Below are 21760 nucleotides of genomic sequence, written 5' to 3' on the forward strand. Positions count from 1 at the left end.
CGGTTCACGGGGCACCGCCACCCAGCCTCTTCCACTTTGTCCCTCTATGCCCTGTTTGCCTGCCCCAGAAGAGTGAGGCGGAGGAAAGCGGGCATCAATCTCGACACCCCCGGAATTCTCACGGAACGTCACAAGCGGTCGGGGGTCCGCAGAACCGGTCCACCTGCGGGCAGAAACGATCTGTCAGAAGGGTGGGTCGTTCCGGGACACTGGGCAGTGGCTGCACAACTCCGGGGGCAGCATCTATGATCGGCACACTTTCCTGCCAGGACAGCGATCGAGTGCACTGCGGGAGCGAGCGGTGAGCGGAACGTCCGAAGGGTCGACGCCCGCGGCAGACCTCGACCGGTCCGCCGTCACGGAGCGTGACAGTCAGGCTTCTCCTTGTGCGGAGGGCCCCGAACGTATCGATCCGCCGGCCTACCGTTCCGTCTTCGCGGCGGCGCCCCTCGCCATGGCGCTCGTGGACCGCGAGGGCCAGGTCGTGGACGCCAACCAGGCGCTCGGCGAGCTGCTCGGCGGGGACGGCGCGAGCCTGGTCGGTCGGGTCGCCGCCGATCTGCTGGACCTCGCCTCCGACGCCCGCACCTGGCACGCCTACGGTGAGGTGCTGCGCGGCCGGCAGGCGAAGCTGCGCTGCACCCGGCGGCTGAAGCACCCCGACGGGCGCTCGCTCTGGACGCAGGTCACGGTCTCCCCGCTCGAGGACGGCACCCCCGGTGTGCTGCTGTCCGTCGCCGACATCAGCGCCCGCCACGACCTGCAGGCGCGGCTGCGGCACCTCCAGATGCACGACCCGGTGACCCGGCTGCCCAACCGCACGCTGTTCTTCGAGCGGGTGTCGGCCGCGCTGGAGGCGGAGTCGTACGAGCAGAGCGGCACCGGCCGGATCGGCCTGTGCTATCTGGACCTGGACGGCTTCAAGGCGGTCAACGACACCCTCGGTCACCGCGTCGGCGACCGGCTGCTGGCCGCCGTGGCCGAGCGGCTGACAGAGTGCGCCAAGGAGGCCGGGCAGAACCGGCCGAGTGAACCCCTGGTGGCGAGACTGGGCGGCGACGAGTTCGCCCTGCTGGTGGAGGACTCCACGGGCACCGAACAGCTCGCGGACCTCGCCGAGTCCGTGCTGAAGGCCCTGCAGGCGCCGTTCGACCTCGCCGGGCAGCGGATGAACGTCTCGGCGTCGATCGGGGTCGTCGAGCGGCACGCGGCCGGGACCACCGCGACCGGTCTGATGCAGGCCGCCGACACCACGCTGTACTGGGCGAAGCTGGACGGCAAGGACCGCTGGACGCTGTTCGACCCGGAGCGCAACGCCCATCTGATGACCACCCAGGCCCTCGCCTCCACTCTCCGGCCCGCCATCGAACGCGGTGAGTTCCGGCTGGAGTACCAGCCACTGGTCGGCATGGCCGACGGACGGCTGCGCGGTGTCGAGGCGCTGGTGCGCTGGGACCATCCGCGGTTCGGCCTGCTGCCGCCGAATCGGTTCGTCGCACTGGCGGAGGAGGACGGCTCGATCGTCCCGCTCGGCCGCTGGATTCTGGCCACCGCCTGCCGGCAGGCCCGGCAGTGGCAGCTCGACCATCCGGACGAGCCGCCGCTGTTCGTCAGCGTCAACGTGGCGGTCCGTCAGGTGTGGGACTCCGACCTGGTGTCGGACGTGGCGCAGATCCTCGCGGAGACCGGCCTGCCGCCGGACCTGCTCCAGCTGGAGCTGACCGAGTCGGCCGTCATGGGTTCGGCGGGACGGCCGCTGCAGGCCCTGCAGGCGCTCAGCGACATGGGCGTGCACATCGCCATCGACGACTTCGGCACCGGCTACTCCAACCTCGCCTACCTCAGCCGGCTGCCGGTGTCGGTGCTGAAGCTCGACGGATCGTTCGTGCGCGGCTTCCAGTACGAGGGCACGGGCGCCGCGCCCAACCCGGCCGACCAGGTCGTCGTCGAGGCGATGATCGACCTCGCGCACCGGCTCGGGCTGACCGTCACCGCCGAGTGCGTGGAGACCGCCGCCCAGGCCACCCGGCTGCGCAGCATCGGCTGCGACACCGGTCAGGGGTGGCTGTACTCCCGTCCGGTGTCGCCGGATCGTATCTCCGAGCTGATGGACACCGAGAGCTACGCGGTCGGCAATCCGTAGGCGTCCGCGACGAGTTCGTAGGAGCGCAGGCGCAGTTCGCCCCGGTGGGCGTGGCTGGTGAGCATCAGCTCGTCGGCGCCGGTGCGCTTGTGCAGGTCGTCGAGTCCGGTGCGGACCTCGTCGGCGGTGCCGTGGACGATGTTCGCCGTCCAGGAGTCGACGAACTCCCGCTCCAGCTCGCTGAGCCGGTACGCCTCCGCCTCCTCGGGGGACGGGAAGAGTCCCGGGCGGCCGGTGCGCAGCCGGACCATGTTCACCCCGGTCGCCAGGACCTGCCGGCGGGCCTCGCGCTCGTCGTCGGCGGCCAGTACGGAGACCCCGATCAGCGCGTACGGCTCGGACAGCACCTCGGACGGGCGGAACGACTCGCGGTAGAGGTCCAGGGCCGGAACGGTGTTCTGGGCGGAGAAGTGGTGCGCGAAGGCGAAGGGCAGGCCGAGCAGTCCGGCCAGGCGGGCACTGAAGCCCGAGGAGCCGAGCAGCCAGATCGGCGGGCGGTGCCGGGACTGCACGCCCCCGGGAGAGGTGGCCTGGACCGGGCCGGGCACGGCGTGGATACGGCGGTAGGGGTGGCCGTCGGGGAAGTCGTCGTCCAGGAACCGGGTGAGCTCGGCGAGCTGCTCGGGGAAGTCGTCGGCGCCCTCGTGGGGGTTGTCCGTGCGGCGCAGGGCGGCGGCGGTCGCGCCGTCGGTGCCGGGGGCGCGGCCGAGACCGAGGTCGACGCGGTGCGGGGCGAGCGCCTCCAGGGTGCCGAACTGTTCGGCGATGACGAGGGGCGCGTGGTTGGGCAGCATGACGCCGCCCGAGCCGAGCCGGATGCGCTCGGTGTGGGCGGCGAGGTGGGCGAGGATCACCGCGGGCGAGGAGGAGGCGACACCCGGCATCGAGTGGTGTTCGGCGACCCAGTAGCGGTGGAAGCCGCGGGACTCGGTGAACCGGGCGAGGTCGACGCTGGTGCGCAGGGCGTCGGTGGCGGTGCGGCCGGAGCCGACGGTGACCAGGTCGAGGACGGAGAGGGGGGTGGGGGCGGTGCCGTGCGCCGTGCCTCGGATCTCGTCTGCCGCCACGGGGGTCCTCCTGTTTTCGGGCTTGCGGTGTCCTCGTGGCACTAACAGGAGGGTGTCCCCGTTTATTCCCGCCGGTCACCCCGGCCGGCGGCTCACACCTGCACGATCGGCTCCCGGGTGAACAGCGCCCCCAGCCCCGGCGCGTTCACCCGCCGGGCCGTGAGGCGCAGCGCCTCCCAGACGGTCACCTGGTTGGCGGTGAGGACGGGCTTGCCGAGTTCCTTCTCCAGGGCCGGGATGCAGGCGACCGTGTGCAGGGCGGTGTCGGGCAGCAGGACCGCCTCGGCTCCGGGGTCGTCGGCCGCCCGTGCCAGGGCGAGCACCTCCTCCTCGCCCCAGGCGCCGGCCTCGGCCGCGGTGGCGACCCCCACGCTGTGCAGCGCGGTCACCTCCACGCCTCCCGCGCGCAGGAACTCGGCGAAGCGGGCGGACACCTCCCGCGGGTACGTCGCCCCCACGGCCACCCGCATGGCCCCCACCTCCTGGACCGCGTGCACGAACGCGAAAGAGGTGGAGGAGGCCGGCATGCCGGCGGTCGTGGCCAGGGTGCGCACCTGCTCGTGGGCGCCCTCCCAGCCGTAGCCGAAACTGCCGCTCGTGGAGGCCCATACGACGGCCTCGGCGCCCGACAGCCGCAGTTGTTCGACGCCCGCCGCGAGCCGGTGGGGGGCACCCAGCCGCAGCGGCGCGTCGCCCTGGTGCGCGTCCTCGGCGAGCTCCGTACCGGTGTCCGTGCGGACGAGCTCCACCCGGATGTCACTGCCCAGGAGCTGCTCGATACGGGGGTAGTCGTCCTCGGCCGAGTGGCCCGGGTGGAGGAATCCGAGTGCGGTCATGTCCAGCCTTCCTACTGCTGCTCTTCTTCCGGCAGTACCCGGGTACCCAGCCGGAGCGACCCACCGCCCGCATCGTCACCTGGTTGGCCGTCCGGCCGTGTTGACGGCCGTGGGCCGGGGTGCGACCGTGTTCCGTCCCCGCACGTCAGGCCCTTGGCCAGGGAAAGGGCACCGGATGGCCGCCGTCCCCACGCTCCTCGTCCTCGACGCCGAGCCCCTCCCCCGCCTGGGCCGTCTCACCGGCCGGGTCCGTGTGCTGCACGCCGACGCCTCCACGCTCGCCGAACTCCTGCCGTCCGCCGACGTGCTGCTGGTGTGGGACACCGCCTCGCACGCGGTGCGCGCCGCCTGGCCGGGCGAGGGGCCGAGGCCGCGCTGGGTGCACACGGCGAGCGCGGGCGTGGACCATCTGCTCTGCCCGGAGCTGGTGGCGTCCGACACCGTGGTGACGAACGCGCGTGGGATCTTCGACGAGCCGGTCGCGGAGTACGTCGCCGCCCTGGTGCTGGCGATGGCGAAGGACCTGCCGCGCACCTGCGAGTTCCAGGGGCGGGGCCAGTGGCGGCCCCGGGAGAACCAGCGGGTGGCCGGCACCCGGGCCGTGGTCGTCGGCTCGGGCCCGGTCGGCCGGGCGATCACCCGCACCCTCAAGGCCCTCGGCATCACCACCGCCCTCGTCGGCCGCGTCCCGCACACCGGCATCCACGGCCCCGACGAGCTGGACCGTCTCCTCGCCCGCGCCGACTGGGTGATCGCGGCCGCCCCGCTCACCGAGCAGACGTACGGCATGTTCGACATCCGGCGCTTCGGCGTGATGCAGCCGTCCGCCCGTTTCGTGAACGTCGGCCGCGGTGGGCTGGTCGTCGAGGAGGCACTCGTACGGGCGTTGCGCAGCCGCTGGATCGCGGGCGCCGCCCTGGACGGTTTCGCCACCGAACCCCTGCCGTCCGACAGCCCGTTGTGGCAGGTCCCGGGTCTGCTCGTGTCCCCCCACATGGGCGGCGACACCGTCGGACGCCACGACGAGCTCGGCGCGCAGTTCGTGGAGCTGTTCGAGCGGTGGGCGGCGGGGAGACCGCTGAAGAACGTGGTCGACAAGGAGCGCGGATACGTGCCCGGGCGCTGAGATCCCGGCCCCGCCGTTGACGTCCTCCGCACACTCCCCTCACAGGACGCCCCCGCATAACCCGTGTGCGCCCGGGTAGCCGCGCGGCCATGGCTCCACCGAACAGACAACCCACACATCACAAGAACCCCACACGCCGGTCGCTGCTCGCGGGGGTGGCGGCGGTCGGCGCGCTGGGCGCGGCGGGCTGTACGCGCGTGGCCACGGCGTCCACCACGGACGGCGGCGACCTGCTCGACCGGCTCCGCGCCGCCGGGGTCGTACGGCTGGGGATCGCGGGTGAGATCCCGTTCGGGTACATCGACAGGGACGGGCAGCTCACCGGCGAGGCGCCCGAGCTGGCGAAGGCGATCTTCAAGCGGCTCGGGGTGGACCGGGTGCAGCCCGTGCCCACCGAGTTCGGCTCGCTGATACCCGGGCTGAACTCGCAGCAGTTCGACGTCGTGGCCGCCGGGATGTACGTCACCCCCGAGCGCTGCGCGCAGGTCCTGTTCGCCGACCCGGACTACCAGATGCTCGACTCGTTCGTCGTGCGCAAGGGCAACCCCAAGGGGCTGCACACCTACCGGGACGTCGTCGCGAAGAAGGCGAAGTTCGCCACCGGCACCGGGTACGCGCAGATCGAGCACGCCGTGGCGGCGGGCTACAAGGAGAGCGACATCCTGATCGTGCCCGACCAGGTCGCCGGCCTGAACGCCGTCGAGGCCGGGCGGGTCGACGTGTTCGCCGGTACGGCCGTCACCACCCGGGACGTGGTGACGAAGTCCCGCAAGGCGGAGTCGACCAAGCCCTTCGCGCCCCTCGTGGACGGCAAACCGACCGTCGACGGGGGCGCCTTCGCCTTCCGGCTCACCGAGACCCGGCTGCGGGACGCCTTCAACGCCGAGCTGCACAAGCTCAAGAAGAGCGGCGAACTGGCCCGCGTTCTGCGGCCCTTCGGATTCACGAAGGCCGAGATGACGGACCTGACCGCGAAGGAGCTCTGCGGCGGATGACCTCCGGACTCTGGGAACTCGTCCTCAAAGGCCTCTGGACGACCGTCCAACTCCTCGTCTTCAGCGCGGCGCTGGGGGCCGCCGTGGCCTTCACCGTCGGGATCGCGCGGACGCACCGGCGGCGGATCGTCCGCTTCCTCGCGGGCTTCTACACCGAGGTGTTCCGAGGCACTTCGGCACTGGTGATGATCTTCTGGGTGTTCTTCGTGCTGCCGCCCGCCTTCGGCTGGCAGCTGGTGCCGATGTGGGCGGGCACGCTCGCGCTCGGCCTGACCTACGGGGCGTACGGCGCGGAGATCGTGCGCGGGGCGCTCGGCGCCGTGGACCCGGCGCAGAAGGAGGGCGGAATCGCGCTCGGGTTCACGCCCGGCCAGCGGATGCGGAAGATCCTGCTGCCGCAGGCGGTGCCGGAGATGATCCCGCCGTTCTCCAACCTCCTCGTCGAACTGCTCAAGGGCACCGCGCTGGTGTCGGTCATGGGCATGGGCGACCTGGCCTTCAGCGGCAACCTGGTCCGGCTGGCGCTCCAGGAGAGCGCGGAGATCTACACGTACGTGCTGCTCATCTACTTCGTCATCGCCTTCCTGCTCACGAGGGGCATGCGGGGGCTCGAGCAGCGACTGAAGGCGGGTGTCCGATGACCTGGAACTGGAGTGCCGTCGGCGACTTCATGCCGCTGTTCTGGGACGGGCTGCTGGTCACGCTCCAGGCGCTGGCCCTCGGGTCGCTGATCTCGTTCACGCTGGGGCTGGTGTGGGCGCTGCTGATGCGGACGCCGACGCGGTGGGTGCAGTGGCCGGTGGGGATCGTCACGGAGTTCGTGCGGGACACCCCGCTGCTGGTGCAGCTGTTCTTCCTCTTCTACGTCCTGCCCGAGTGGGGGCTGACCTGGTCGGCGATGACCACCGGGGTGGTGGCCATCGGGCTGCACTACTCGACGTACACGATGCAGGTCTACCGGGCCGGTATCGACGCGGTGCCCACCGGGCAGTGGGAGGCGGCGACCGCGCTGAACCTGCCCAGGGGCCGGACCTGGCGGGCGGTGATCCTGCCGCAGGCGGTGCGGCGGGTGGTGCCGGCGCTCGGCAACTACGTGATCGCGATGCTCAAGGACACGCCCCTGCTGATGGCGATCACCGTGCTGGACATGCTCGGCCGGGCGCGGCTCTTCTCCCAGCAGCACTTCCAGTTCACCGAGCCGCTGACGGTGATCGGCGTGGCCTTCATCGTCGTCTCCTACCTCGCCTCCCTTCTCCTGCGCACCCTGGAGCGTCGTCTTGTCCGTTGACACCACCCCCACCCTGAAGAAGCAGCAGACCACCGAGCTGATCCGGCTGGAGCAGGTCACCAAGAGGTTCGGCGACCACACCGTCCTCGATCATCTGGACTTCTCCGTGGAGCCGGGCAGGCACGTGACCCTGATCGGGCCCTCCGGCTCCGGCAAGACCACGATCCTGCGCCTGCTGATGACCCTGACCAGGCCCGACGAGGGCACGATCACCGTCGACGGGCAGCGGCTGTTCCCCGCGCCCGAGAAGCAGGTCCGCGAGGTCCGCAAGAAGATCGGGATGGTGTTCCAGCAGTTCAACCTGTTCCCGAACATGAGCGTGCTCAGAAACGTCACCGAGGCCCCCGTCACCGTGCTCGGCCTGTCGAAGGACGAGGCGGAGGCGCGGGCGCGCGAGCTGCTGGACCTGGTGGGCCTGGCCGACAAGTGCGACGCCAGGCCGTCCCGGCTGTCGGGCGGGCAGCAGCAGCGGGTGGCGATCGCGCGGGCCCTGGCGATGCGGCCGCAGATCCTGCTGCTCGACGAGGTGACCTCCGCGCTGGACCCCGAGCTGGTCGCCGGTGTCCTTGACGTCCTCAGGGACATCGCCCGCACCACCGACATCACCATGCTCTGTGTGACCCATGAGATGAACTTCGCCCGGGACATCTCCGACCAGGTACTGATGTTCGACCAGGGCCGGGTCGTCGAGGCGGGCCCGCCGGAGCAGATCTTCGGCGCGCCGCAGGAGGAGCGCACGCGGGAGTTTCTGAGCGCGGTGCTGTAAGAGCACCGCAGGTCCCGCCGGGTCCCGCACCTGGTCTCCACAACTGGGCATGACCTTGGCATATGCCAGAGGGTCAGTGCCGCAGTTGAGGGGACCGAAGGTGCAACACATTCTCGTCGACTACTCCTCCCTTCCCCCTGCTCGGCCGTTATCGTGGAGACGATTCGCTGCCAGGATCACGGCCAAGAAAAGCGACCAGGGGGGAAACCGTGGCGCTGAAGCACGAGCCGACCGCGCCGTACCACTCGGCCCAGGACGCCCTGCGCGTGCTGGAGACAGTGGCCCGACACTCCACCGGTGTCACCGACGCCGAACTCGCCCGCCAGACCGGCCTGGGCACGGAGCGACTGACCGCGCTCCTGCGCATGCTGCGCCGCGAGGGCTACGTCGAGCAGGTGGCCGACGGCGCGTATGTCACCGGGGACGCGCTGACCCGCCTCAGCTCCGCCCGGGAGCACCAGCAGGCCCTCCGCGACCAGCTCCAGCGCGCCCTCGACCGGCTGCGCGACTCGATCGGCGCCGCCATCTACGTCAGCCGGTACGTCGACGGCGAGGTCACCATCGCCCAGTACGCCGACAGCCCCGCGAGCCCCGCCGTCAACGAATGGTTCGACTTCCGCTCCTCGGCACACGCCACCGCACTCGGCAAGAGCCTTCTCGGCCAGCTCGACCACAACGGCCGGCGGGACCACCTCTCCCGGCACAAGATGGCCCGCCTCACCTCGCGCACCATCACCAGCGACCGGCTGCTCCTGTCCCGCCTCGAGTCCCAGCCGCCCACGGTTCCGCACCTGGACCTCCAGGAGTACGCCGTCGGCACGGTCTGCGCGGCCGTCCCGATCACCGCCGGCTCCTCCGTCGGCTGCCTCGCCCTGTCCCTGCCCGTCTCCCACGCCCACCGCCTCCGCCAGGCCGCCGACGCACTGAACAGGAACGCGGCCCCGGTGCTGCTGTCCCTCGTGATCTAGCCTCCGGAAGGTGGTCGGAAGCACCCCTCGGGACCAGGTAGTATTTTCTCCGTCGCCAGCCGCCCGAGGGTGGACGGCGAGGGTCATGCGCCGCTAGCTCAGTTGGTTAGAGCAGCTGACTCTTAATCAGCGGGTCCGGGGTTCGAGTCCCTGGCGGCGCACAGATGAGGGGCCTCTCGTGGACACGAGGGGCCCTTCGGCTTCCCCCTCCGCGAGTCTGCGGTACGCCCGCTCCCCCGGCGGCCGCCACCACACCGGATCGGCACACCGCACCCCCTCCCTCCTCAGCAGCGCCCGGTGGATCTTGTTCGTGGCGGTGACCGGCATCCGCTCGACGACCCGTACGAACCGGGGCGCCATCTTCGTCCCCAGGTCGGCCTGGGCGGACAGGAACGCGGCGAAGGCGAGGGGTTCGAAGTCCCCGGCGATCGCCGCCATCACCTGGTCGCCGGTCACCGGATCCGGCACGGCGTAGACGGCGACGGCGTCCGCGCCCTCGTACCGGGCGAGGATGTTCTCGATCATCGCGGCCGCCAGGTTCTCGCCGTCGACGCGGAGGCGGTCGTCGGTGCGGCCGGCGAAGTAGAGGTAGCCGTCGCGGTCGCGGCAGAAGAGGTCACCCGTCCAGTACAGGCCGTCCCGGCGCCGCTCCGCCTCCGCCGCGGGGTTGCGCCAGTACCCCTCGAAGGGGTTCGGCCCGCGATTGACCAGTTCCCCGATGGCCTCGTCCCCGTTCAGCAGCCGCCCGGCGGCGTCGAAGACGGCCGGAGGGCACTCCCGCCGCGTCCGCGGATCGAGTACGGCGAGCCCGGGCCCCGCCCGCCCCACCGCACCCGCCGGTGTCCCCGGCGTCCACTGCACGGCCGCGCCACCCTCCGAGGAGCCGTACCCCTCCACCAGCCGCACCCCGAACCGCCGCTCGAAGGCCGCCGCGTCCGCCGCCCCCGCCTCCGTCCCGAAGCCGAGCCGCAGCGCGTGGTCCCGGTCGTCGGGGCCCGGCTCGGTGGCCAGCAGATACTGGATCGCACGGCCGACATAGGTGAAGTACGTCGCCCGGTGACGCCGTACGTCCGCCAGGAAACCGGAGGCCGAGAACCGCCGCCGCAGCGCCACCTGGGCCCCCGCCGCCAGCGCGGGCGCCCAGTCGGCGATCACGGCGTTGCCGTGGAACATCGGCATGCAGACGTAGTGCACGTCGTCCGGCGTGACGGAGAACTGCACCGCCAGCGACCGCCCCGCGGCGGCCAGCCGGCCCTGGGTGCAGATCGCGGCCTTGGGGGCGCCGGTCGAGCCGGAGGTGAAGTAGAGGAGGAGACGGTCCCGGGGGGTGGCCCGGGACGGGTCCGGGCGGGCGTCCGCGTAGGGGGCGAGGAGGGCCTCGTACTCCTCGGTGTCCGTCACCAGGACCCGTACGCCGGGCAGGTCGAGGCCGCCGAGGAGGGGGAGGTGGGTGTGCTCGGTGATCAGCAGCCGGCACTCGGTGTGCAGGATGTCCCGGGCCAGCTCGGCACCCCGGCGGGTGTGGTTGATCCCGGCGACCGCCGCACCGGCGAGCGCGGCGGCCGACAGCCACAGCGGGAACTCCGGGGTGTTGTCCAGCAGCACTCCGAGGTGCGGTGGTCCGCCCGGCGGCAGCAGGTCGGCGAGGAGCGCGGCCCGGGCGGCGGCCCCGGCGGCGACCTCGTGGTGGGTGAGGACGACGTCCTCGTACGACAGCCCGGGGCGATGGTCGCCCCAGCGCGCGGCCACCAGTTCGGAAACGGACTCCATGGGGGCGCACGGTAGCTGACGTACCGTCAGATGACTACGGCGCGACGTCCTCCCATCCGGCGAACGCCGCCTGGACGGTGACGATGAAGACGACGCAGAAGGCCAGCGCCACCCCCAGGAACACCAGCAGACAGCCCGACTCGGCGAAGAGCCGCCCGTGCGCCGGAGGCCTGGCCGTGGCCCGCTCGGGGCGGTCGGCCGGGTAGAACACGGTGACGATGTCGCCCTCCAGGGTCGTCCCCGGACCGTTCTCCTCCTCGAACCGGACCGTGCCGCCCTCCCGGGTGGTGAACTCGTAGACGTGGTGCAGGGTCGTCTCCACCCGGTGGTGCTCGCCACTGGTCGTCCTGGCGGTCGTGTACGTCCGCAGACAGCGCGCCTCGGCCGTGAGACCGCTGCCCCAGGCCCGGGTGGCCCGGCGGGAGCGGCTGATCACGGTGTACATCGCGAAGAGGATTCCCGCGATCATGATCGACGGGACGATGACGAAGAAGATCTCCATGTGGCTCCCCCGAAGCACCCACGCACCGGCCCGGTCGGCCGGTGAGGGGGAACGTACCCGCCCGCGCCCCCGGCCGGTCTCAAGGGAAGCTCAGAACTTCAGGGGCCGGTCACCAGCAGGTGGATCATCAAGGCGATGCCGCCGCCGAGGACGACCAAGCCGAACACCATGGACGCCGTGTCCCTGCCGGCCTGCGGAACGGACGCCGTGGCCCGCTCCGGCTCCTCGGCCGTGTAGTGGACGCGAACCTCGTCGCCGACGCCGCGGTCGCGCGGGCCGCCGCCCTCGGTGAACCGGACGGCACGACCGTCCCTGGTCGTGTAGTCGTACTCGTGCCAGTACACGAGGCGGGCCGTGTTGTTGACGATCTGCGTGGTCTGCCAGGCCCGCACCACCCGGGCCGGCGCCGTCAGGCCGCTCTCCCAGGCCGCCCGCCGTTGCAGGGTGCGGCGCACGATCGCGTACCCGGCCGCCGCGAAGCCGATGATGAGCAGGACGAAGACCAACTTGGCGGCCTGCATGTGACCGTACCCCCGTACGTCGGTGTCAGGATCTGCGTGCGCCGGCCCGGGAAGTCCCGCTCCGGCGCACGCGGACCCTATCCGACGGCGTCTCAGAACGTGACGTCGGAGCAGGCGTAGAACGCGTTGCCCGTGTCGGCGATCGTCCAGACCGCGACGATCACGTGGTGTCCGGTCAGGCCCGAGGGCAGCGTGCCGCTGTGGGACAGGGTGGCGGGGGGCCGCTGGCCGCCGTAGGGGATGGTGAGGAACGGGGTGAGGTTGAGGTCGGAGCGGGCCAGGTTGTGGTTCTGGTTCCAGCCCTGCCTGGTGACGTAGTACCTGAAGTCGGTCGTGGCGTGCATCGCGGTGAACTGCCAGCGGAAGGTGTAGCTCTGGCCGCCGGTCACCTTCGTGGTCGGCCACGCGCCGCCCGAGGGGGTCTTCGGGCTGTCGAGCTGGGCGAAGCGGGTGTTGTTCGCGGAGCAGATCCGCCCGTCGGCCGCGCCGGTGGCGGGGAAGCCCTTCGGACCCTCGACGCTCTGCGGCTCCCACTGGATGTCGCCGCAGTTCGTCACGGTGCCGTTCTGGCAGAGCTTCTGCCTGCTGACGGGGAGGTCGGTGTAGCCGTGGCCGCTGGCGCCGCCGGACGAGAGCACGAAGGCTCCGGTGGTGGCGAGGCCCAGCACGGCGGCGTAGAGCCTGGTCTTTGTGCGCATGCTGCCGCTCCTGGAGAACGTGGGGAGTTCTGTGAGCCGTGCAGGTCTAGACCAAGCTCGAGGTTATTGCCGTTTCTTGAGCATGTCCAGACCAATCACGGCGCCTGCTCCCCGCGCCCGGCGCAGAACGCCACCGTCAGGTCCTTCACCAGCGCCTTGCGCTCGTAGTCGTCGAGTTCCACCAGCCCCCGCATGGTCAGGCGGGTCACCGTGTCCTCCACCGAGTCGACGACGGAGGTCAGCACGGTCGCCCGGTGCTGGGCGTCGAGGGCTGCGATCCGACGGCGGTGCATCGCGGCGGCGACCTCGGGGGCGTACTCGATGCGGAGCGGCTGCACGGAGTACACCTCCAGGCCGATCGCACCCGCGTCCCGCGCGACCCGCCGGGTCAGCGCCTCCCCCGCCGCCTCCACCGAACCCCGGCCCGCGCCCGGAGCCTCCACCGGGATCCGGGCGAGGGCCGCCTCGACGCACTCGCGCAGATACGTCTCGTGGTCCTCGACGCCGAGCGTGGCCCGCGCGGTGTCCCGCACCCGCCACACCACCAGGACGACCACCCGAAGCCCCACACCGCTGCCGTCGGCCGCCGGCAGCGCCTCGCTCCGCCAGTGCCGCAGCCGTACGTCGACCCGGCGGCGCAGCAGCAGCGGGTTGACCCACAGCAGACCGGTGCGGCGGACGGTCCCCCGGTAGCGGCCGAACAGACCCAGCACCCAGGCCCGTCCGGTGCGCCCCCGGGCCAGCCCGCCGAAGCCGAACAGCCCCAGGGTGCCCGCCCCCGCGTACGCCGCCCACTGCGCCGGACCGAGCCCGGCGCCCGCCCACTCGGGCAGTCGCATCGCCTCCACCACGACCGGCGGCAACACCCCCGCCCACCAGGAGGTGACCACGCACCCGGCCGCCCCGCAGGCCCCGGCGAACACCCCGGCCGCACCGGGCAGCACCCGCGCTGCCCGTTCCACCAGGGCGGGGTCGACCTCGGCGAGCGGCCGCGCCTTCGCCGGAACCGGCCGCCGGAGTCGCGGCTGCTCCCCGGTCCCGGGCCGGCTGCCCACCACGGTGGGTCCGACGGCCACCGGGCGCGGCTCGGCCTCGTCGCGGAAGAGCAGATGGACGGGGATCTCGGTGGTCGCCTCGTTCTGGATGAGCCGGGCGGGCCGGGACGACCCCTCGGGCTCCGGGGTCGGTGAAGTGGTCGTGTTCATTGCGTGCCTCCAGCCTCCGCGCCAGATACGCCATGACAGTGATGGGGCCGGGCTTCCTTCCCCCTAGGAGAAGAGCCGGCGCCAGGTCTCCGGGCCCGGGTGGCCGTCCGCCGCGCCGCCCCGCCAGCCCTGGGTGCGCTGGAACGCCTCGACGGCACGCCGGTCCGCCTCGCCCCAGCGTGGCCCCGGGCCCGTCGTGTAGTACCTGCCGAACCCTTTCCTCAGCAGTTGCCTCCCCAGCTGGGTGACGTACGCGTTGTGCGCACCGGGGCGGAACATGCCCCGGCCCGGGAAGGCGGGGATGCGGGTGGGCGGGGTGGGGGCGGACGGGCCGGGCGTGGGGACGGGGGGTGGTGCGCCGGGGGCGCCCAGGGGGTTGCCGAGCCCCCCGATGTCCCTCCCCTCCCCCGTCACCAGCAGGCGCCACGTCGCCGGTCCGGGCAGGCCGTCCGCGGCGGGGCCGCGCCAGCCCTGGGCCCACTGGAACGCCCGGGTGGCGCGGCGGTCGGCGTCCGTCCAGCGGGGGCCCGGCCCCGAGGTGTAGAAGCGGCCCGCGCCGCGCGCCACGAGGAGCCGGCCCAGCTGGGTGACGTACCTGTTGGCGGCCCCCGGGCCGAAGGACGACCGGCCGGGGTAGGGGGTCGGCAGCGCCTCGGAGCCGGCGTCCGGCTCGTCGCTCTCCCCTTCCCCCTCTCCCCCTACGTGCACGGGTGCCGCCCCCGCCGTCAGGCCCCGGTAGCGGTACGCCGCATAACGGTCGGATTGGCTCCAGTAGGCGTACGGAGTGGGTTGCCGGCGGGCCCTCGGACGGGTCTCCTCGTAGGCGATGTAGTAGCTGTGGGTGTAGTCCGTCCAGCCGCCGAAAAGGACGACGTGCGAGCCGTTCCAGGGGTTGGCCGGATTGTGGAAGAGGAGAATGTCGCCGGGCTGGAGTTCCTCCTTGGAAATACGCGTCCCGAACTGGTCGAGGGTGCCCGTCCACTCGTTCCCGGGCAGGTTCCACGCCATCGAGACGAAGCCCGAGCAGTCCTGCCGGTAACCGTCGGCCCAGTAGGCGTCCATGCTGTACGGCACCCGCGCCGAGACCCATTCCTTCGCTCTCCGGATGATCTCCGCGCGGGTCGTCCAGGGCGTCCGGACCAGGCCCGGGGGCGTCGCCGGTCGCCCGCCCGGGCCGTGCAGCGGCGCCTTGCCGCCCTGCGGGGTCTCGGGCTCGTCATCTGCGGGAACGCCGGGCCGGTCGGATGCGTGCGGCGCGGCGAGGGCGGGTACGGCGTGACCGGCGCCGAGCGTCGTGGCCGCCGCGGTGGCGACGGCCAGGGTGCGGTGGGCGGCGGGGTGACCGCCGAACCGGGCCGGCCGCGAGCCAGGGGAATACGGGCTCACCCGGCGCCAGTGGACGCATCCGGGGCAGTCGCAGTCACTCGCGGGATCGAATTCCTCGAATACCGGAGTATCCATGCGATTCCCCTCACACTCCAGCTGGAAATGTCCGCGCCTGTGCACGTTCGCCAGTTTCTCAACTGTCTTCCCGGCGCGCATGCTGACGGTCCGAACGATGTACGCGGGCCCCGCGGCGGGTGTCGGCCCGGTGGCGGGTGGTCAGGGGCACCCTCGCACGTCCTGTAGAGTTGTCGACGTCAGCGGGCGCCGCTAGCTCAGTTGGTTAGAGCAGCTGACTCTTAATCAGCGGGTCCGGGGTTCGAGTCCCTGGCGGCGCACAGACGGCAAAGGCCTCTCGCGAAAGCGAGGGGCCTTTCGCGTTGCCCGCACGCCCCCTCGGCCGCCGGTCAGGTGCCCGTCAGGTACGCCGACACGATCACGTTCGCCGTGTAGCTGCGGCTCCCGCGGTCGAAGGTGCCGCCGCAGGTGATCAGGCGCAGTTCGGCGCGGTCCGACTGGCGCGGGCCGTAGGCCTGTCGGGCGTCGAAGCGGTCGCGCTGGACGACCTCCACGTCGTCGACGGTGAACTCGGCGACCCTCCCGTCGTCGCGGACCACCCGGATCGTCTCGCCCGCCCGCATGGAGCTGAGCTTGTAGAAGACGGCGGGGCGGGTCTCGGTGTCGACGTGCCCGACCATCAGCGCGGTGCCCTCGGCGCCGGGTTTCGCACCCGCCGCGTACCAGCCGACGACGCCCGCCTGGTCGAACGGCGGCGGCTCGATCGCGCCCCGCGTGTCCAGGCCACGGGCGACGACCGGGGCCTGGACACCCAGTTCGGGGATGTCGATGCGCTGCGGCAGCGCGGCCGTCAACGGCTTCGCGGCAGGCGGCAGTCCGGCGTCCGGCCTGCCCACGGCGGCCACGTCACCCGTGGTCGGCGCGGATATGCCCTGCCGTACGTCGGTCACCTCGCGCCCCCACAGCCAGAGCCCGAGCAGCAGCACCGCCCAGGCCAGGCCGGTGACGAGGCGACCGGAGGAGCGTTCTCGGTCGGACATGGCTCAACCCGCCCTGCGGCTCCGGCGGGCGCCCCTGGCGCCCCGGTACGCCACGGCGGCCGCGGCGACACCCACCAGGACCAGCCCGGTGACCGCCTGCGCGGTACCGGGACCCTCCACCCGGGCCTCGTCGACGGCGGCCAGCGGCGCGGTGCCGCCACCGCCCGCGTGCACGGGGGCGACCGGAGAGGCATGCGAGGTGACGGGGACCGGCTGGTCCTGGGCCGGTGGCTGCGCCTTCGCCACGACCTCGATATGGCCCTTCACCTGGAAGTCGACGCAGGTGATCTTCACGTCGTAGGTGCCGGGGCCCGCCGAGGAGCGGATCCGGGTCTCGCCGACGAGCGTGCCGCCCGTGCCGACGAGCCGCGCGTCCGCGACGAAGGCGGTCGAGGCGGCGGTGGCGGTCTTGCCGCCGCACCCGCTGACCCTCAGCGTGACCTCGGCGCCGGGCGCGGGCGTCGACGGCGTCACGGTGACGCTGCCGCCTCCGCTCCCGCCGCTCTCGCCCGAGGCGTACGCCGTGGGAATGAGCACCGCGGCCGCGACCGCGACACCCGCGCAGACAGTGACTTTCATTGAACGCATCGTGAACCTCCAGCTCTCTGGAGACTCCCCCGACGGGACCCCGTCCGCATCCCAGGACGGGGTCCCACTGCTCCGTACGGGTGTGTTCCGGCGCCGTCCGGGTTTCAGATCCGGTCGACGAGGTCCGCGATCGAGTCGACGACCTTCGACGGCCGGTAGGGGAAGTTCTCCACCTGCTCGGGCCGGGTCAGTCCGGTGAGCACCAGGAAGGTCTGCATCCCGGCCTCCATGCCGGCCAGCACGTCGGTGTCCATGCGGTCGCCGATCATCGCGCTGGTCTCGGAGTGGGCGCCGATCGCGTTCAGGCCGGTGCGCATCATCAGGGGGTTCGGCTTGCCCGCGAAGTACGGCTGCTTGCCGGTGGCCTTGGTGATGAGTGCGGCGACGGCACCGGTGGCGGGGAGGGGGCCCTCGGTCGAGGGGCCGGTCTCGTCCGGGTTGGTGCAGATGAAACGGGCGCCGTCGTTGATCAGCCGGACCGCCTTGGTCATCGCCTCGAACGAGTAGGTGCGGGTCTCACCGAGGACGACGTAGTCGGGCTCGTGATCGGTGAGGATGTAACCGATGTCGTGCAGCGCGGTGGTCAGACCCGCCTCGCCGATGACGTACGCCGTGCCGCCGGGCCGCTGGTCGTCCAGGAACTTGGCGGTGGCCAGCGCGGAGGTCCAGATGTGGTCGATCGGCACGTCCAGGCCCATGCGCTGGAGACGGGCGTGCAGGTCGCGCGGGGTGTAGATCGAGTTGTTGGTCAGGACCAGGAACGGCTTGCCCGACTCGCGCAGCCTCTTCAGGAAGGCGTCGGCTCCGGGGATCGGGACGCCCTCGTGGATGAGCACACCGTCCATGTCGGTGAGCCACGACTCGATGGGCTTGCGGTCTGCCATGTGCGGGATCTCCTGCCGTACGCCGTACGTGCGCGTGAACGCGGTGCGGTGCGGGTGCGCCGTGCTGCGCGTCCGCCTCGCCGGTGCACGCGGTCTGCGTGCGCCCCAGCCTAATCACAGGCCCGATCTTGAGGGAATGGCCGGAATCGGGGCGTCCACGTGCTGGACACGGCCTGGGCACGGCCCGAGGGCTCAGTCGCGGCGACGGGCCAGCAGCAGAGCGGCGCCCACGGCGAGGAGGCAGCCGGTGGCGGCGAGGAGGGCGGGGGTGGAGGTGAGGCCGGAGCGGGCGAGTTCCTTGGCCTCGTCGGCGAGTGAGGGGGTGCCGGTGGCCCGGGCGGAGGGCGAGGCGTCGGGCTTGGGGGAGGAGGAGGAAGAGGGGGTGGCGGTGGTGGGAGTGGGAGGGGGAGGGGGAAGGAGCGTCGTGGTCAGGTCCGGCTCGGAGGCGGAGTCGGGGGCGGTGTCGGTGTCGGCGTCCTGGTCGGTGGCGGTATCGGTGGCGGCCTCGACGGAGAAGCGGTAGTCGTTCGACTGGCCGATCCAGTCGCCGTCGTCGCCGTGCCGCTGGACGACGGCCGCGTTGGCGGTGATGTCGTTGGGCGCGGTGTCCGAGGTGAGCGCCAGGCGCAGTTTGACGGTGAGGGTCTTGCGGGGGCCGACGGTGAACCCGGGGAAGGCGTCGGCCTCTCCTTTGGGACCGTCGGTGAAGGCGCCGACGAGCTCGTCCTCGTCGGTGGTCTCGAAGCGGACCGGGTGCGGGCGGCCGCCGACGTAGAAGTCCAGGTGGGGCTGGGTGGGCTGCAGCGCGCGTCCGGCGTCGACGAGGACGACGACCGGATGGAGCCCGGTGCAGGTGCGGCCGGTGGTGTTGGTGAGGTCGAGGTACCAGGTGCCGTGGCCGCCGCCGGCCCGGTAGGAACCGGGGCCGTCGTGCAGACGGGTGGTGAGGGGGAAGGCGCCCGGATCCGCGCCGGCACAGGGCGAGCCGGCCTCCGCGTGCGCGGGCACGGGAAGGAGGGCGGCTGCGGCGGCGGCCATGGCTGCGGCACGGCGGAGGGCGGCGGGCGTGGACACTCCCATGAGCACGTGATCCTGCCCGAGGGGATGCGGCGTGAAGGGACACCACTCCGTACGATCATGTGATTTACCTGGTTTTCCCCCGTTCGGCGTATCGCCCGCCTCAGCCGTCCCCCCTCCCGAACACCGGCGCCAGCAGCAGCTGGGCCGCGCCCTCGGCGACCACCCGGTCCCCGCCCGGCGCGAGCCGGACCGGTACGGCGCCCTCCGGCAGCCCCTCGCGCCGGGCGCGGTCGGCCAGCACCGAGGCGACACCGCGCACGAACGGCCCCGGTGTCGCCACGACCGTGCGGCCGCCGAGCAGGATGAGGTCGATGTCGAGCAGACCGACGAGATTGGCCGCGCCCTCGCCGAGCACCCGGGCGGCCTCGCTCACGTCCCCCTTGCCGATGGCGGCGAGGCACAGCGCCTCGACGCAGCCCCGGTTGCCGCACCAGCAGTGCAGCCCGTCCATCTGGATGACCTGGTGCCCGAACTCGCCCGCGCCGGTGCGGGCGCCCCGGTGCACGGTCCCGCCGATCACCAGGCCGGACCCGAGGCCCGTACTCAGGTGGAGATAGGCGAAGGAACCGCGCTCACCGCCGACGGCGAGTCCGAGTGCGGCGGCGTTGGTGTCCTTGTCGACGACGACCGGCACCCCGAGGCGCTCGGCCAGGGTGTCCCGCAGCGGGAAGCCGTCCCACTCCGGGATGCCGGTGACGCGGTGGAGCACGCCGTGCACATGGTCGAGCGGGCCGGGGAGGGCGACGCCGACGCCGAGAAGCGAGGCGCCCGCGACCCGGATCAGTTCGCCGGCCTCCCGTTCCACCACGCCGAGGACCGCCTCCGCGCCGGCCCCCAGGTCCAGCGGCACGCACCGCTCCCCCACCACGGTCCCGTCGAGGTCGACCAGCACGGCCCGCAGCTCGTCCCGGTCCAGGTGGACACCGACGGCGTGCCCTGCCTCCGGGACCAGCCGCAGCACGGTGCGCGGCTTGCCCCCGGTCGACGCGCGATGGCCCGCCTCCGCCGCGAACCCCTCTTCCCGCAGCCGCGCCGTGATCTTGCTGACGGCCTGGGGGGTGAGCCCGGTGCCGTCGGCGAGCTCCAGACGGCTGATGCCGTCCCGCCCCGCCGACCGCAGCAGGTCCAAGACCAGCGCTGTGTTGTGGTTGCGCAGGTCCGGCAAGTTCACGCCGGCCGGGCGCCCGCCTGAGTTCGTCCTGTTCACGCTTCCCATTGTCCCCCCTGCTTGCACTTTGGCAACAGCGTTGCCAAAGTGGGGGGCATGACTGGAAGCAAGACCGGCGACACCGGTGTGACCCCCCTCCGCGTGGGCCTGATCGGCTACGGCCTCGCGGGCTCCGTCTTCCACGCCCCGCTGATCGCCGCCACCGAGGGTCTCGCGCTCGACACCGTGGTCACCGCGAACCCCGGGCGGCAGGAACAGGCCCGCGCCGCGTTCCCGGACGTACGGCTCACCGCCACCGCCGACGAACTCCTCGCCCACGCCGAGGAACTGGACCTGGTCGTCGTCGCGTCGCCGAACAGGACGCACGTCCCGCTGGCGACCGCCGCCCTGAAGGCCGGCCTCCCGGTCGTCGTCGACAAGCCGGTCGCCGGCACCGCGGCCGAGGCCCGGGAGCTGGCCGCCCTCGCCGACGACCGCGGACTGCTCCTCTCCGTCTTCCAGAACCGCCGCTGGGACAACGACTTCCTGACCCTGCGGACGCTCCTGGCCGACGGCGAGCTGGGCGACGTATGGCGCTTCGAGTCCCGCTTCGAACGGTGGCGGCCGCAACCGAAGGGCGGCTGGCGGGAATCCGGTGACCCCGCAGAGATCGGAGGTCTGCTGTACGACCTCGGCAGTCACGTCGTCGACCAGGCGCTGGTGCTGTTCGGCCCCGCGGTCTCCGTCCACGCCGAGGCGGACGTCCGCCGTCCGGGCGCGGAGACCGACGACGACACCTTCATCGCCCTCACGCACGCGAGCGGCGTCCGCTCCCACCTCTACGTCTCCGCGACGACGGCCCAGCTCGGCCCGCGGTTTCGGGTGCTGGGCTCGAAGGCGGGCTATGTGAAGTACGGCCTGGACCCCCAGGAGGCGGACCTGCGGGACGGGAAGCGCCCGGGCACGGCGACGGACTGGGGCACGGAGCCCGAGGAGCTGTGGGGCCGGCTCGGCGCCGGCGAGTCCCCGCTCACCGGTGGCGGACGACCCGTTCGGACCCTCCCCGGCGACTATCCCGCCTACTACGCTGCGGTGGCCAAGGCACTGACCGACGGCGGCCCCAACCCGGTGACCGCCGTCGAGGCGGCCGCCGCCCTCGACGTACTCGAGGCGGCCCGCCGTTCGGCACGAGAGGGAGTGGCGGTGGCGCTGTGATGGGCACCCACGAGTTGACCCCGAAGTTCACCCCGGAGATCACCCCGACCCTGGAGGAGCTCCGGACCCAGGAACGGCGGCTGGTCTTCCGCCAGTTCACCCACGACGACGCGTGGGCGCTCGGCACCCTGCTGGTGGAGCTGGCGAGGGAACGCCAGGCCCCGGTCGCCGTCGACATCCACCGCGCCGGCCAGCAGCTCTTCCACGCGGCGCTGCCCGGCTCGACCCCCGACAACGACGCCTGGATCACCCGCAAGCGCCGCGTCGTGGAGCGCTTCTGCGCCTCCTCCTACCTGGTGGGCACGGAGTACCGGTCCAGGGGAACGACGTTCGAGGAGTCGTCCCGCCTGAACCCGGACGAGTACGCGGCCCACGGCGGCTCCTTCCCGATCAACGTGGAGGGAGTGGGGGTGGTGGGCGCGGTGACGGTGTCGGGTCTGCCGCAGCTGGAGGACCACCGCTTCGTGGTGGAGGTCCTCGAACAGTTCCTGGAGAAGTACCTGAACTGAGCTGTCTTCGA

Annotated in this window: 22 protein-coding genes and 2 tRNA genes; 11 read left to right on the forward strand and 13 right to left on the reverse strand. The window is 72.2% G+C overall.

From position 1 onward, the window contains the following. The first annotated feature begins 301 nt into the window (after positions 1-301). Positions 302-2143 (forward strand): putative bifunctional diguanylate cyclase/phosphodiesterase, encoded by a 1842-nt coding sequence (locus ACIBVL_RS40465; RefSeq protein ID WP_399105777.1) that lies wholly within the window; start codon positions 302-304, stop codon positions 2141-2143. Here the strand turns inward: ACIBVL_RS40465 and ACIBVL_RS40470 are convergent. Continuing rightward, positions 2122-3210, reverse strand: coding sequence for an LLM class flavin-dependent oxidoreductase (locus tag ACIBVL_RS40470; protein ID WP_399105779.1), 1089 nt, complete (start codon positions 3208-3210; stop codon positions 2122-2124). The two genes, ACIBVL_RS40465 and ACIBVL_RS40470, sit on opposite strands and share 22 nt — an antisense overlap. Before the next feature lie 92 nt (positions 3211-3302). Next, positions 3303-4046, reverse strand: coding sequence for a decarboxylase (locus tag ACIBVL_RS40475; protein WP_399105781.1), 744 nt, complete (start codon positions 4044-4046; stop codon positions 3303-3305). Positions 4047-4221: 175 nt separating this feature from the next. Here ACIBVL_RS40475 and ACIBVL_RS40480 point away from each other — a divergent pair, with 175 nt between their 5' ends. The 7 genes from ACIBVL_RS40480 to ACIBVL_RS40510 all read left to right on the forward strand — a co-directional run bounded on the left by ACIBVL_RS40480 (position 4222) and on the right by ACIBVL_RS40510 (position 9350). Next, positions 4222-5172, forward strand: coding sequence for a D-2-hydroxyacid dehydrogenase (locus ACIBVL_RS40480; protein ID WP_399105782.1), 951 nt, complete (start codon positions 4222-4224; stop codon positions 5170-5172). 89 nt (positions 5173-5261) lie between these two features. Beyond that, positions 5262-6167: an ectoine/hydroxyectoine ABC transporter substrate-binding protein EhuB gene (gene ehuB / locus ACIBVL_RS40485; protein WP_399105784.1), complete on the forward strand. Its 906-nt coding sequence runs from the start codon at positions 5262-5264 to the stop codon at positions 6165-6167. Next, positions 6164-6808, forward strand: coding sequence for an ectoine/hydroxyectoine ABC transporter permease subunit EhuC (ehuC, locus tag ACIBVL_RS40490; protein ID WP_399105786.1), 645 nt, complete (start codon positions 6164-6166; stop codon positions 6806-6808). Before ehuB ends, ehuC begins: the two co-directional genes overlap by 4 nt. Beyond that, entirely contained in the window at positions 6805-7455 is a 651-nt protein-coding gene (gene ehuD, locus ACIBVL_RS40495) for an ectoine/hydroxyectoine ABC transporter permease subunit EhuD (protein ID WP_399105788.1), read from the forward strand. The genes ehuC and ehuD overlap by 4 nt, the downstream gene beginning before the upstream one ends. After that, the gene (gene ehuA, locus ACIBVL_RS40500; RefSeq protein WP_399105790.1) at positions 7445-8221 is read left to right on the forward strand and encodes an ectoine/hydroxyectoine ABC transporter ATP-binding protein EhuA; all 777 of its coding nucleotides are present in this window, start codon (positions 7445-7447) and stop codon (positions 8219-8221) included. Before ehuD ends, ehuA begins: the two co-directional genes overlap by 11 nt. Positions 8222-8430: 209 nt before the next feature. After that, complete coding sequence (locus tag ACIBVL_RS40505) at positions 8431-9189, forward strand: IclR family transcriptional regulator (RefSeq protein WP_399105792.1); 759 nt, start codon at positions 8431-8433, stop codon at positions 9187-9189. A gap of 87 nt (positions 9190-9276) precedes the next feature. After that, a tRNA-Lys gene (locus tag ACIBVL_RS40510) sits at positions 9277-9350 on the forward strand. Here the strand turns inward: ACIBVL_RS40510 and ACIBVL_RS40515 are convergent. From ACIBVL_RS40515 to ACIBVL_RS40540, 6 genes are all read right to left on the reverse strand, one after another. Next, positions 9316-10959 carry an AMP-binding protein gene (locus ACIBVL_RS40515; RefSeq protein ID WP_399105794.1) on the reverse strand — a complete coding sequence of 548 codons (1644 nt, stop codon included), beginning with the start codon at positions 10957-10959 and terminating at the stop codon, positions 9316-9318. The genes ACIBVL_RS40510 and ACIBVL_RS40515 overlap by 35 nt on opposite strands. A gap of 34 nt (positions 10960-10993) precedes the next feature. Beyond that, the gene (locus tag ACIBVL_RS40520) at positions 10994-11461 is read right to left on the reverse strand and encodes a DUF3592 domain-containing protein (RefSeq protein ID WP_399105796.1); all 468 of its coding nucleotides are present in this window, start codon (positions 11459-11461) and stop codon (positions 10994-10996) included. A gap of 98 nt (positions 11462-11559) precedes the next feature. Beyond that, on the reverse strand, positions 11560-11982 hold the full coding sequence (locus ACIBVL_RS40525; protein ID WP_399105798.1) for a DUF3592 domain-containing protein: 423 nt from the start codon (positions 11980-11982) through the stop codon (positions 11560-11562). A 92-nt stretch (positions 11983-12074) separates the two neighbouring features. Beyond that, positions 12075-12680: a lytic polysaccharide monooxygenase gene (locus ACIBVL_RS40530; protein WP_399105800.1), complete on the reverse strand. Its 606-nt coding sequence runs from the start codon at positions 12678-12680 to the stop codon at positions 12075-12077. 95 nt (positions 12681-12775) lie between these two features. Beyond that, a complete protein-coding gene (locus tag ACIBVL_RS40535) occupies positions 12776-13885 on the reverse strand; it encodes an SPFH domain-containing protein (RefSeq protein ID WP_399105802.1) in 1110 nt (369 codons plus the stop codon). A gap of 63 nt (positions 13886-13948) precedes the next feature. Continuing rightward, the gene (locus ACIBVL_RS40540; RefSeq protein WP_399105804.1) at positions 13949-15346 is read right to left on the reverse strand and encodes a peptidoglycan-binding protein; all 1398 of its coding nucleotides are present in this window, start codon (positions 15344-15346) and stop codon (positions 13949-13951) included. Positions 15347-15532: 186 nt separating this feature from the next. Here ACIBVL_RS40540 and ACIBVL_RS40545 point away from each other — a divergent pair. After that, positions 15533-15606 (forward strand) — tRNA-Lys (locus ACIBVL_RS40545). A 69-nt stretch (positions 15607-15675) separates the two neighbouring features. Here ACIBVL_RS40545 and ACIBVL_RS40550 read toward each other — a convergent pair. From ACIBVL_RS40550 to ACIBVL_RS40570, 5 genes are all read right to left on the reverse strand, one after another. After that, a complete protein-coding gene (locus tag ACIBVL_RS40550; RefSeq protein WP_399105806.1) occupies positions 15676-16326 on the reverse strand; it encodes a class F sortase in 651 nt (216 codons plus the stop codon). A 3-nt stretch (positions 16327-16329) separates the two neighbouring features. Beyond that, positions 16330-16914, reverse strand: coding sequence for a hypothetical protein (locus ACIBVL_RS40555; protein WP_399105808.1), 585 nt, complete (start codon positions 16912-16914; stop codon positions 16330-16332). A gap of 104 nt (positions 16915-17018) precedes the next feature. Continuing rightward, positions 17019-17798: an HAD-IIA family hydrolase gene (locus tag ACIBVL_RS40560; RefSeq protein WP_399105809.1), complete on the reverse strand. Its 780-nt coding sequence runs from the start codon at positions 17796-17798 to the stop codon at positions 17019-17021. A gap of 192 nt (positions 17799-17990) precedes the next feature. Further along, a complete protein-coding gene (locus tag ACIBVL_RS40565) occupies positions 17991-18878 on the reverse strand; it encodes a hypothetical protein (RefSeq protein WP_399105811.1) in 888 nt (295 codons plus the stop codon). A gap of 100 nt (positions 18879-18978) precedes the next feature. Beyond that, the gene (locus ACIBVL_RS40570) at positions 18979-20094 is read right to left on the reverse strand and encodes an ROK family protein (protein ID WP_399105813.1); all 1116 of its coding nucleotides are present in this window, start codon (positions 20092-20094) and stop codon (positions 18979-18981) included. Between the two features lie 48 nt (positions 20095-20142). Between ACIBVL_RS40570 and ACIBVL_RS40575 the strand changes: the two genes are divergently transcribed. Then, on the forward strand, positions 20143-21240 hold the full coding sequence (locus ACIBVL_RS40575) for a Gfo/Idh/MocA family oxidoreductase (RefSeq protein ID WP_399105815.1): 1098 nt from the start codon (positions 20143-20145) through the stop codon (positions 21238-21240). Continuing rightward, complete coding sequence (locus tag ACIBVL_RS40580; RefSeq protein WP_399105817.1) at positions 21240-21749, forward strand: heme-degrading domain-containing protein; 510 nt, start codon at positions 21240-21242, stop codon at positions 21747-21749. The genes ACIBVL_RS40575 and ACIBVL_RS40580 overlap by 1 nt, the downstream gene beginning before the upstream one ends. Positions 21750-21760: the final 11 nt, after the last annotated feature.

Source organism: Streptomyces sp. NPDC049687 (genome assembly GCF_044465285.1).
Taxonomy (GTDB): Bacteria; Actinomycetota; Actinomycetes; order Streptomycetales; family Streptomycetaceae; genus Streptomyces.

Excerpts from the sequence above, each read along its gene's own strand:
- ACIBVL_RS40475 (WP_399105781.1), bottom strand. The coding sequence starts at position 4,046 with ATGACCGCACTCGGATTCCTCCACCCGGGCCACTCGGCCGAGGACGAC.
- ACIBVL_RS40480 (WP_399105782.1), top strand. The coding sequence starts at position 4,222 with ATGGCCGCCGTCCCCACGCTCCTCGTCCTCGACGCCGAGCCCCTCCCC.
- ehuB (WP_399105784.1), top strand. The coding sequence starts at position 5,262 with ATGGCTCCACCGAACAGACAACCCACACATCACAAGAACCCCACACGC.
- ehuC (WP_399105786.1), top strand. The coding sequence starts at position 6,164 with ATGACCTCCGGACTCTGGGAACTCGTCCTCAAAGGCCTCTGGACGACC.
- ehuD (WP_399105788.1), top strand. The coding sequence starts at position 6,805 with ATGACCTGGAACTGGAGTGCCGTCGGCGACTTCATGCCGCTGTTCTGG.
- ACIBVL_RS40515 (WP_399105794.1), bottom strand. The coding sequence starts at position 10,959 with ATGGAGTCCGTTTCCGAACTGGTGGCCGCGCGCTGGGGCGACCATCGC.
- ACIBVL_RS40520 (WP_399105796.1), bottom strand. The coding sequence starts at position 11,461 with ATGGAGATCTTCTTCGTCATCGTCCCGTCGATCATGATCGCGGGAATC.
- ACIBVL_RS40525 (WP_399105798.1), bottom strand. The coding sequence starts at position 11,982 with ATGCAGGCCGCCAAGTTGGTCTTCGTCCTGCTCATCATCGGCTTCGCG.
- ACIBVL_RS40530 (WP_399105800.1), bottom strand. The coding sequence starts at position 12,680 with ATGCGCACAAAGACCAGGCTCTACGCCGCCGTGCTGGGCCTCGCCACC.
- ACIBVL_RS40535 (WP_399105802.1), bottom strand. The coding sequence starts at position 13,885 with ATGAACACGACCACTTCACCGACCCCGGAGCCCGAGGGGTCGTCCCGG.
- ACIBVL_RS40540 (WP_399105804.1), bottom strand. The coding sequence starts at position 15,346 with ATGGATACTCCGGTATTCGAGGAATTCGATCCCGCGAGTGACTGCGAC.
- ACIBVL_RS40550 (WP_399105806.1), bottom strand. The coding sequence starts at position 16,326 with ATGTCCGACCGAGAACGCTCCTCCGGTCGCCTCGTCACCGGCCTGGCC.
- ACIBVL_RS40555 (WP_399105808.1), bottom strand. The coding sequence starts at position 16,914 with ATGCGTTCAATGAAAGTCACTGTCTGCGCGGGTGTCGCGGTCGCGGCC.
- ACIBVL_RS40560 (WP_399105809.1), bottom strand. The coding sequence starts at position 17,798 with ATGGCAGACCGCAAGCCCATCGAGTCGTGGCTCACCGACATGGACGGT.
- ACIBVL_RS40565 (WP_399105811.1), bottom strand. The coding sequence starts at position 18,878 with ATGGGAGTGTCCACGCCCGCCGCCCTCCGCCGTGCCGCAGCCATGGCC.
- ACIBVL_RS40570 (WP_399105813.1), bottom strand. The coding sequence starts at position 20,094 with ATGGGAAGCGTGAACAGGACGAACTCAGGCGGGCGCCCGGCCGGCGTG.
- ACIBVL_RS40575 (WP_399105815.1), top strand. The coding sequence starts at position 20,143 with ATGACTGGAAGCAAGACCGGCGACACCGGTGTGACCCCCCTCCGCGTG.
- ACIBVL_RS40580 (WP_399105817.1), top strand. The coding sequence starts at position 21,240 with ATGGGCACCCACGAGTTGACCCCGAAGTTCACCCCGGAGATCACCCCG.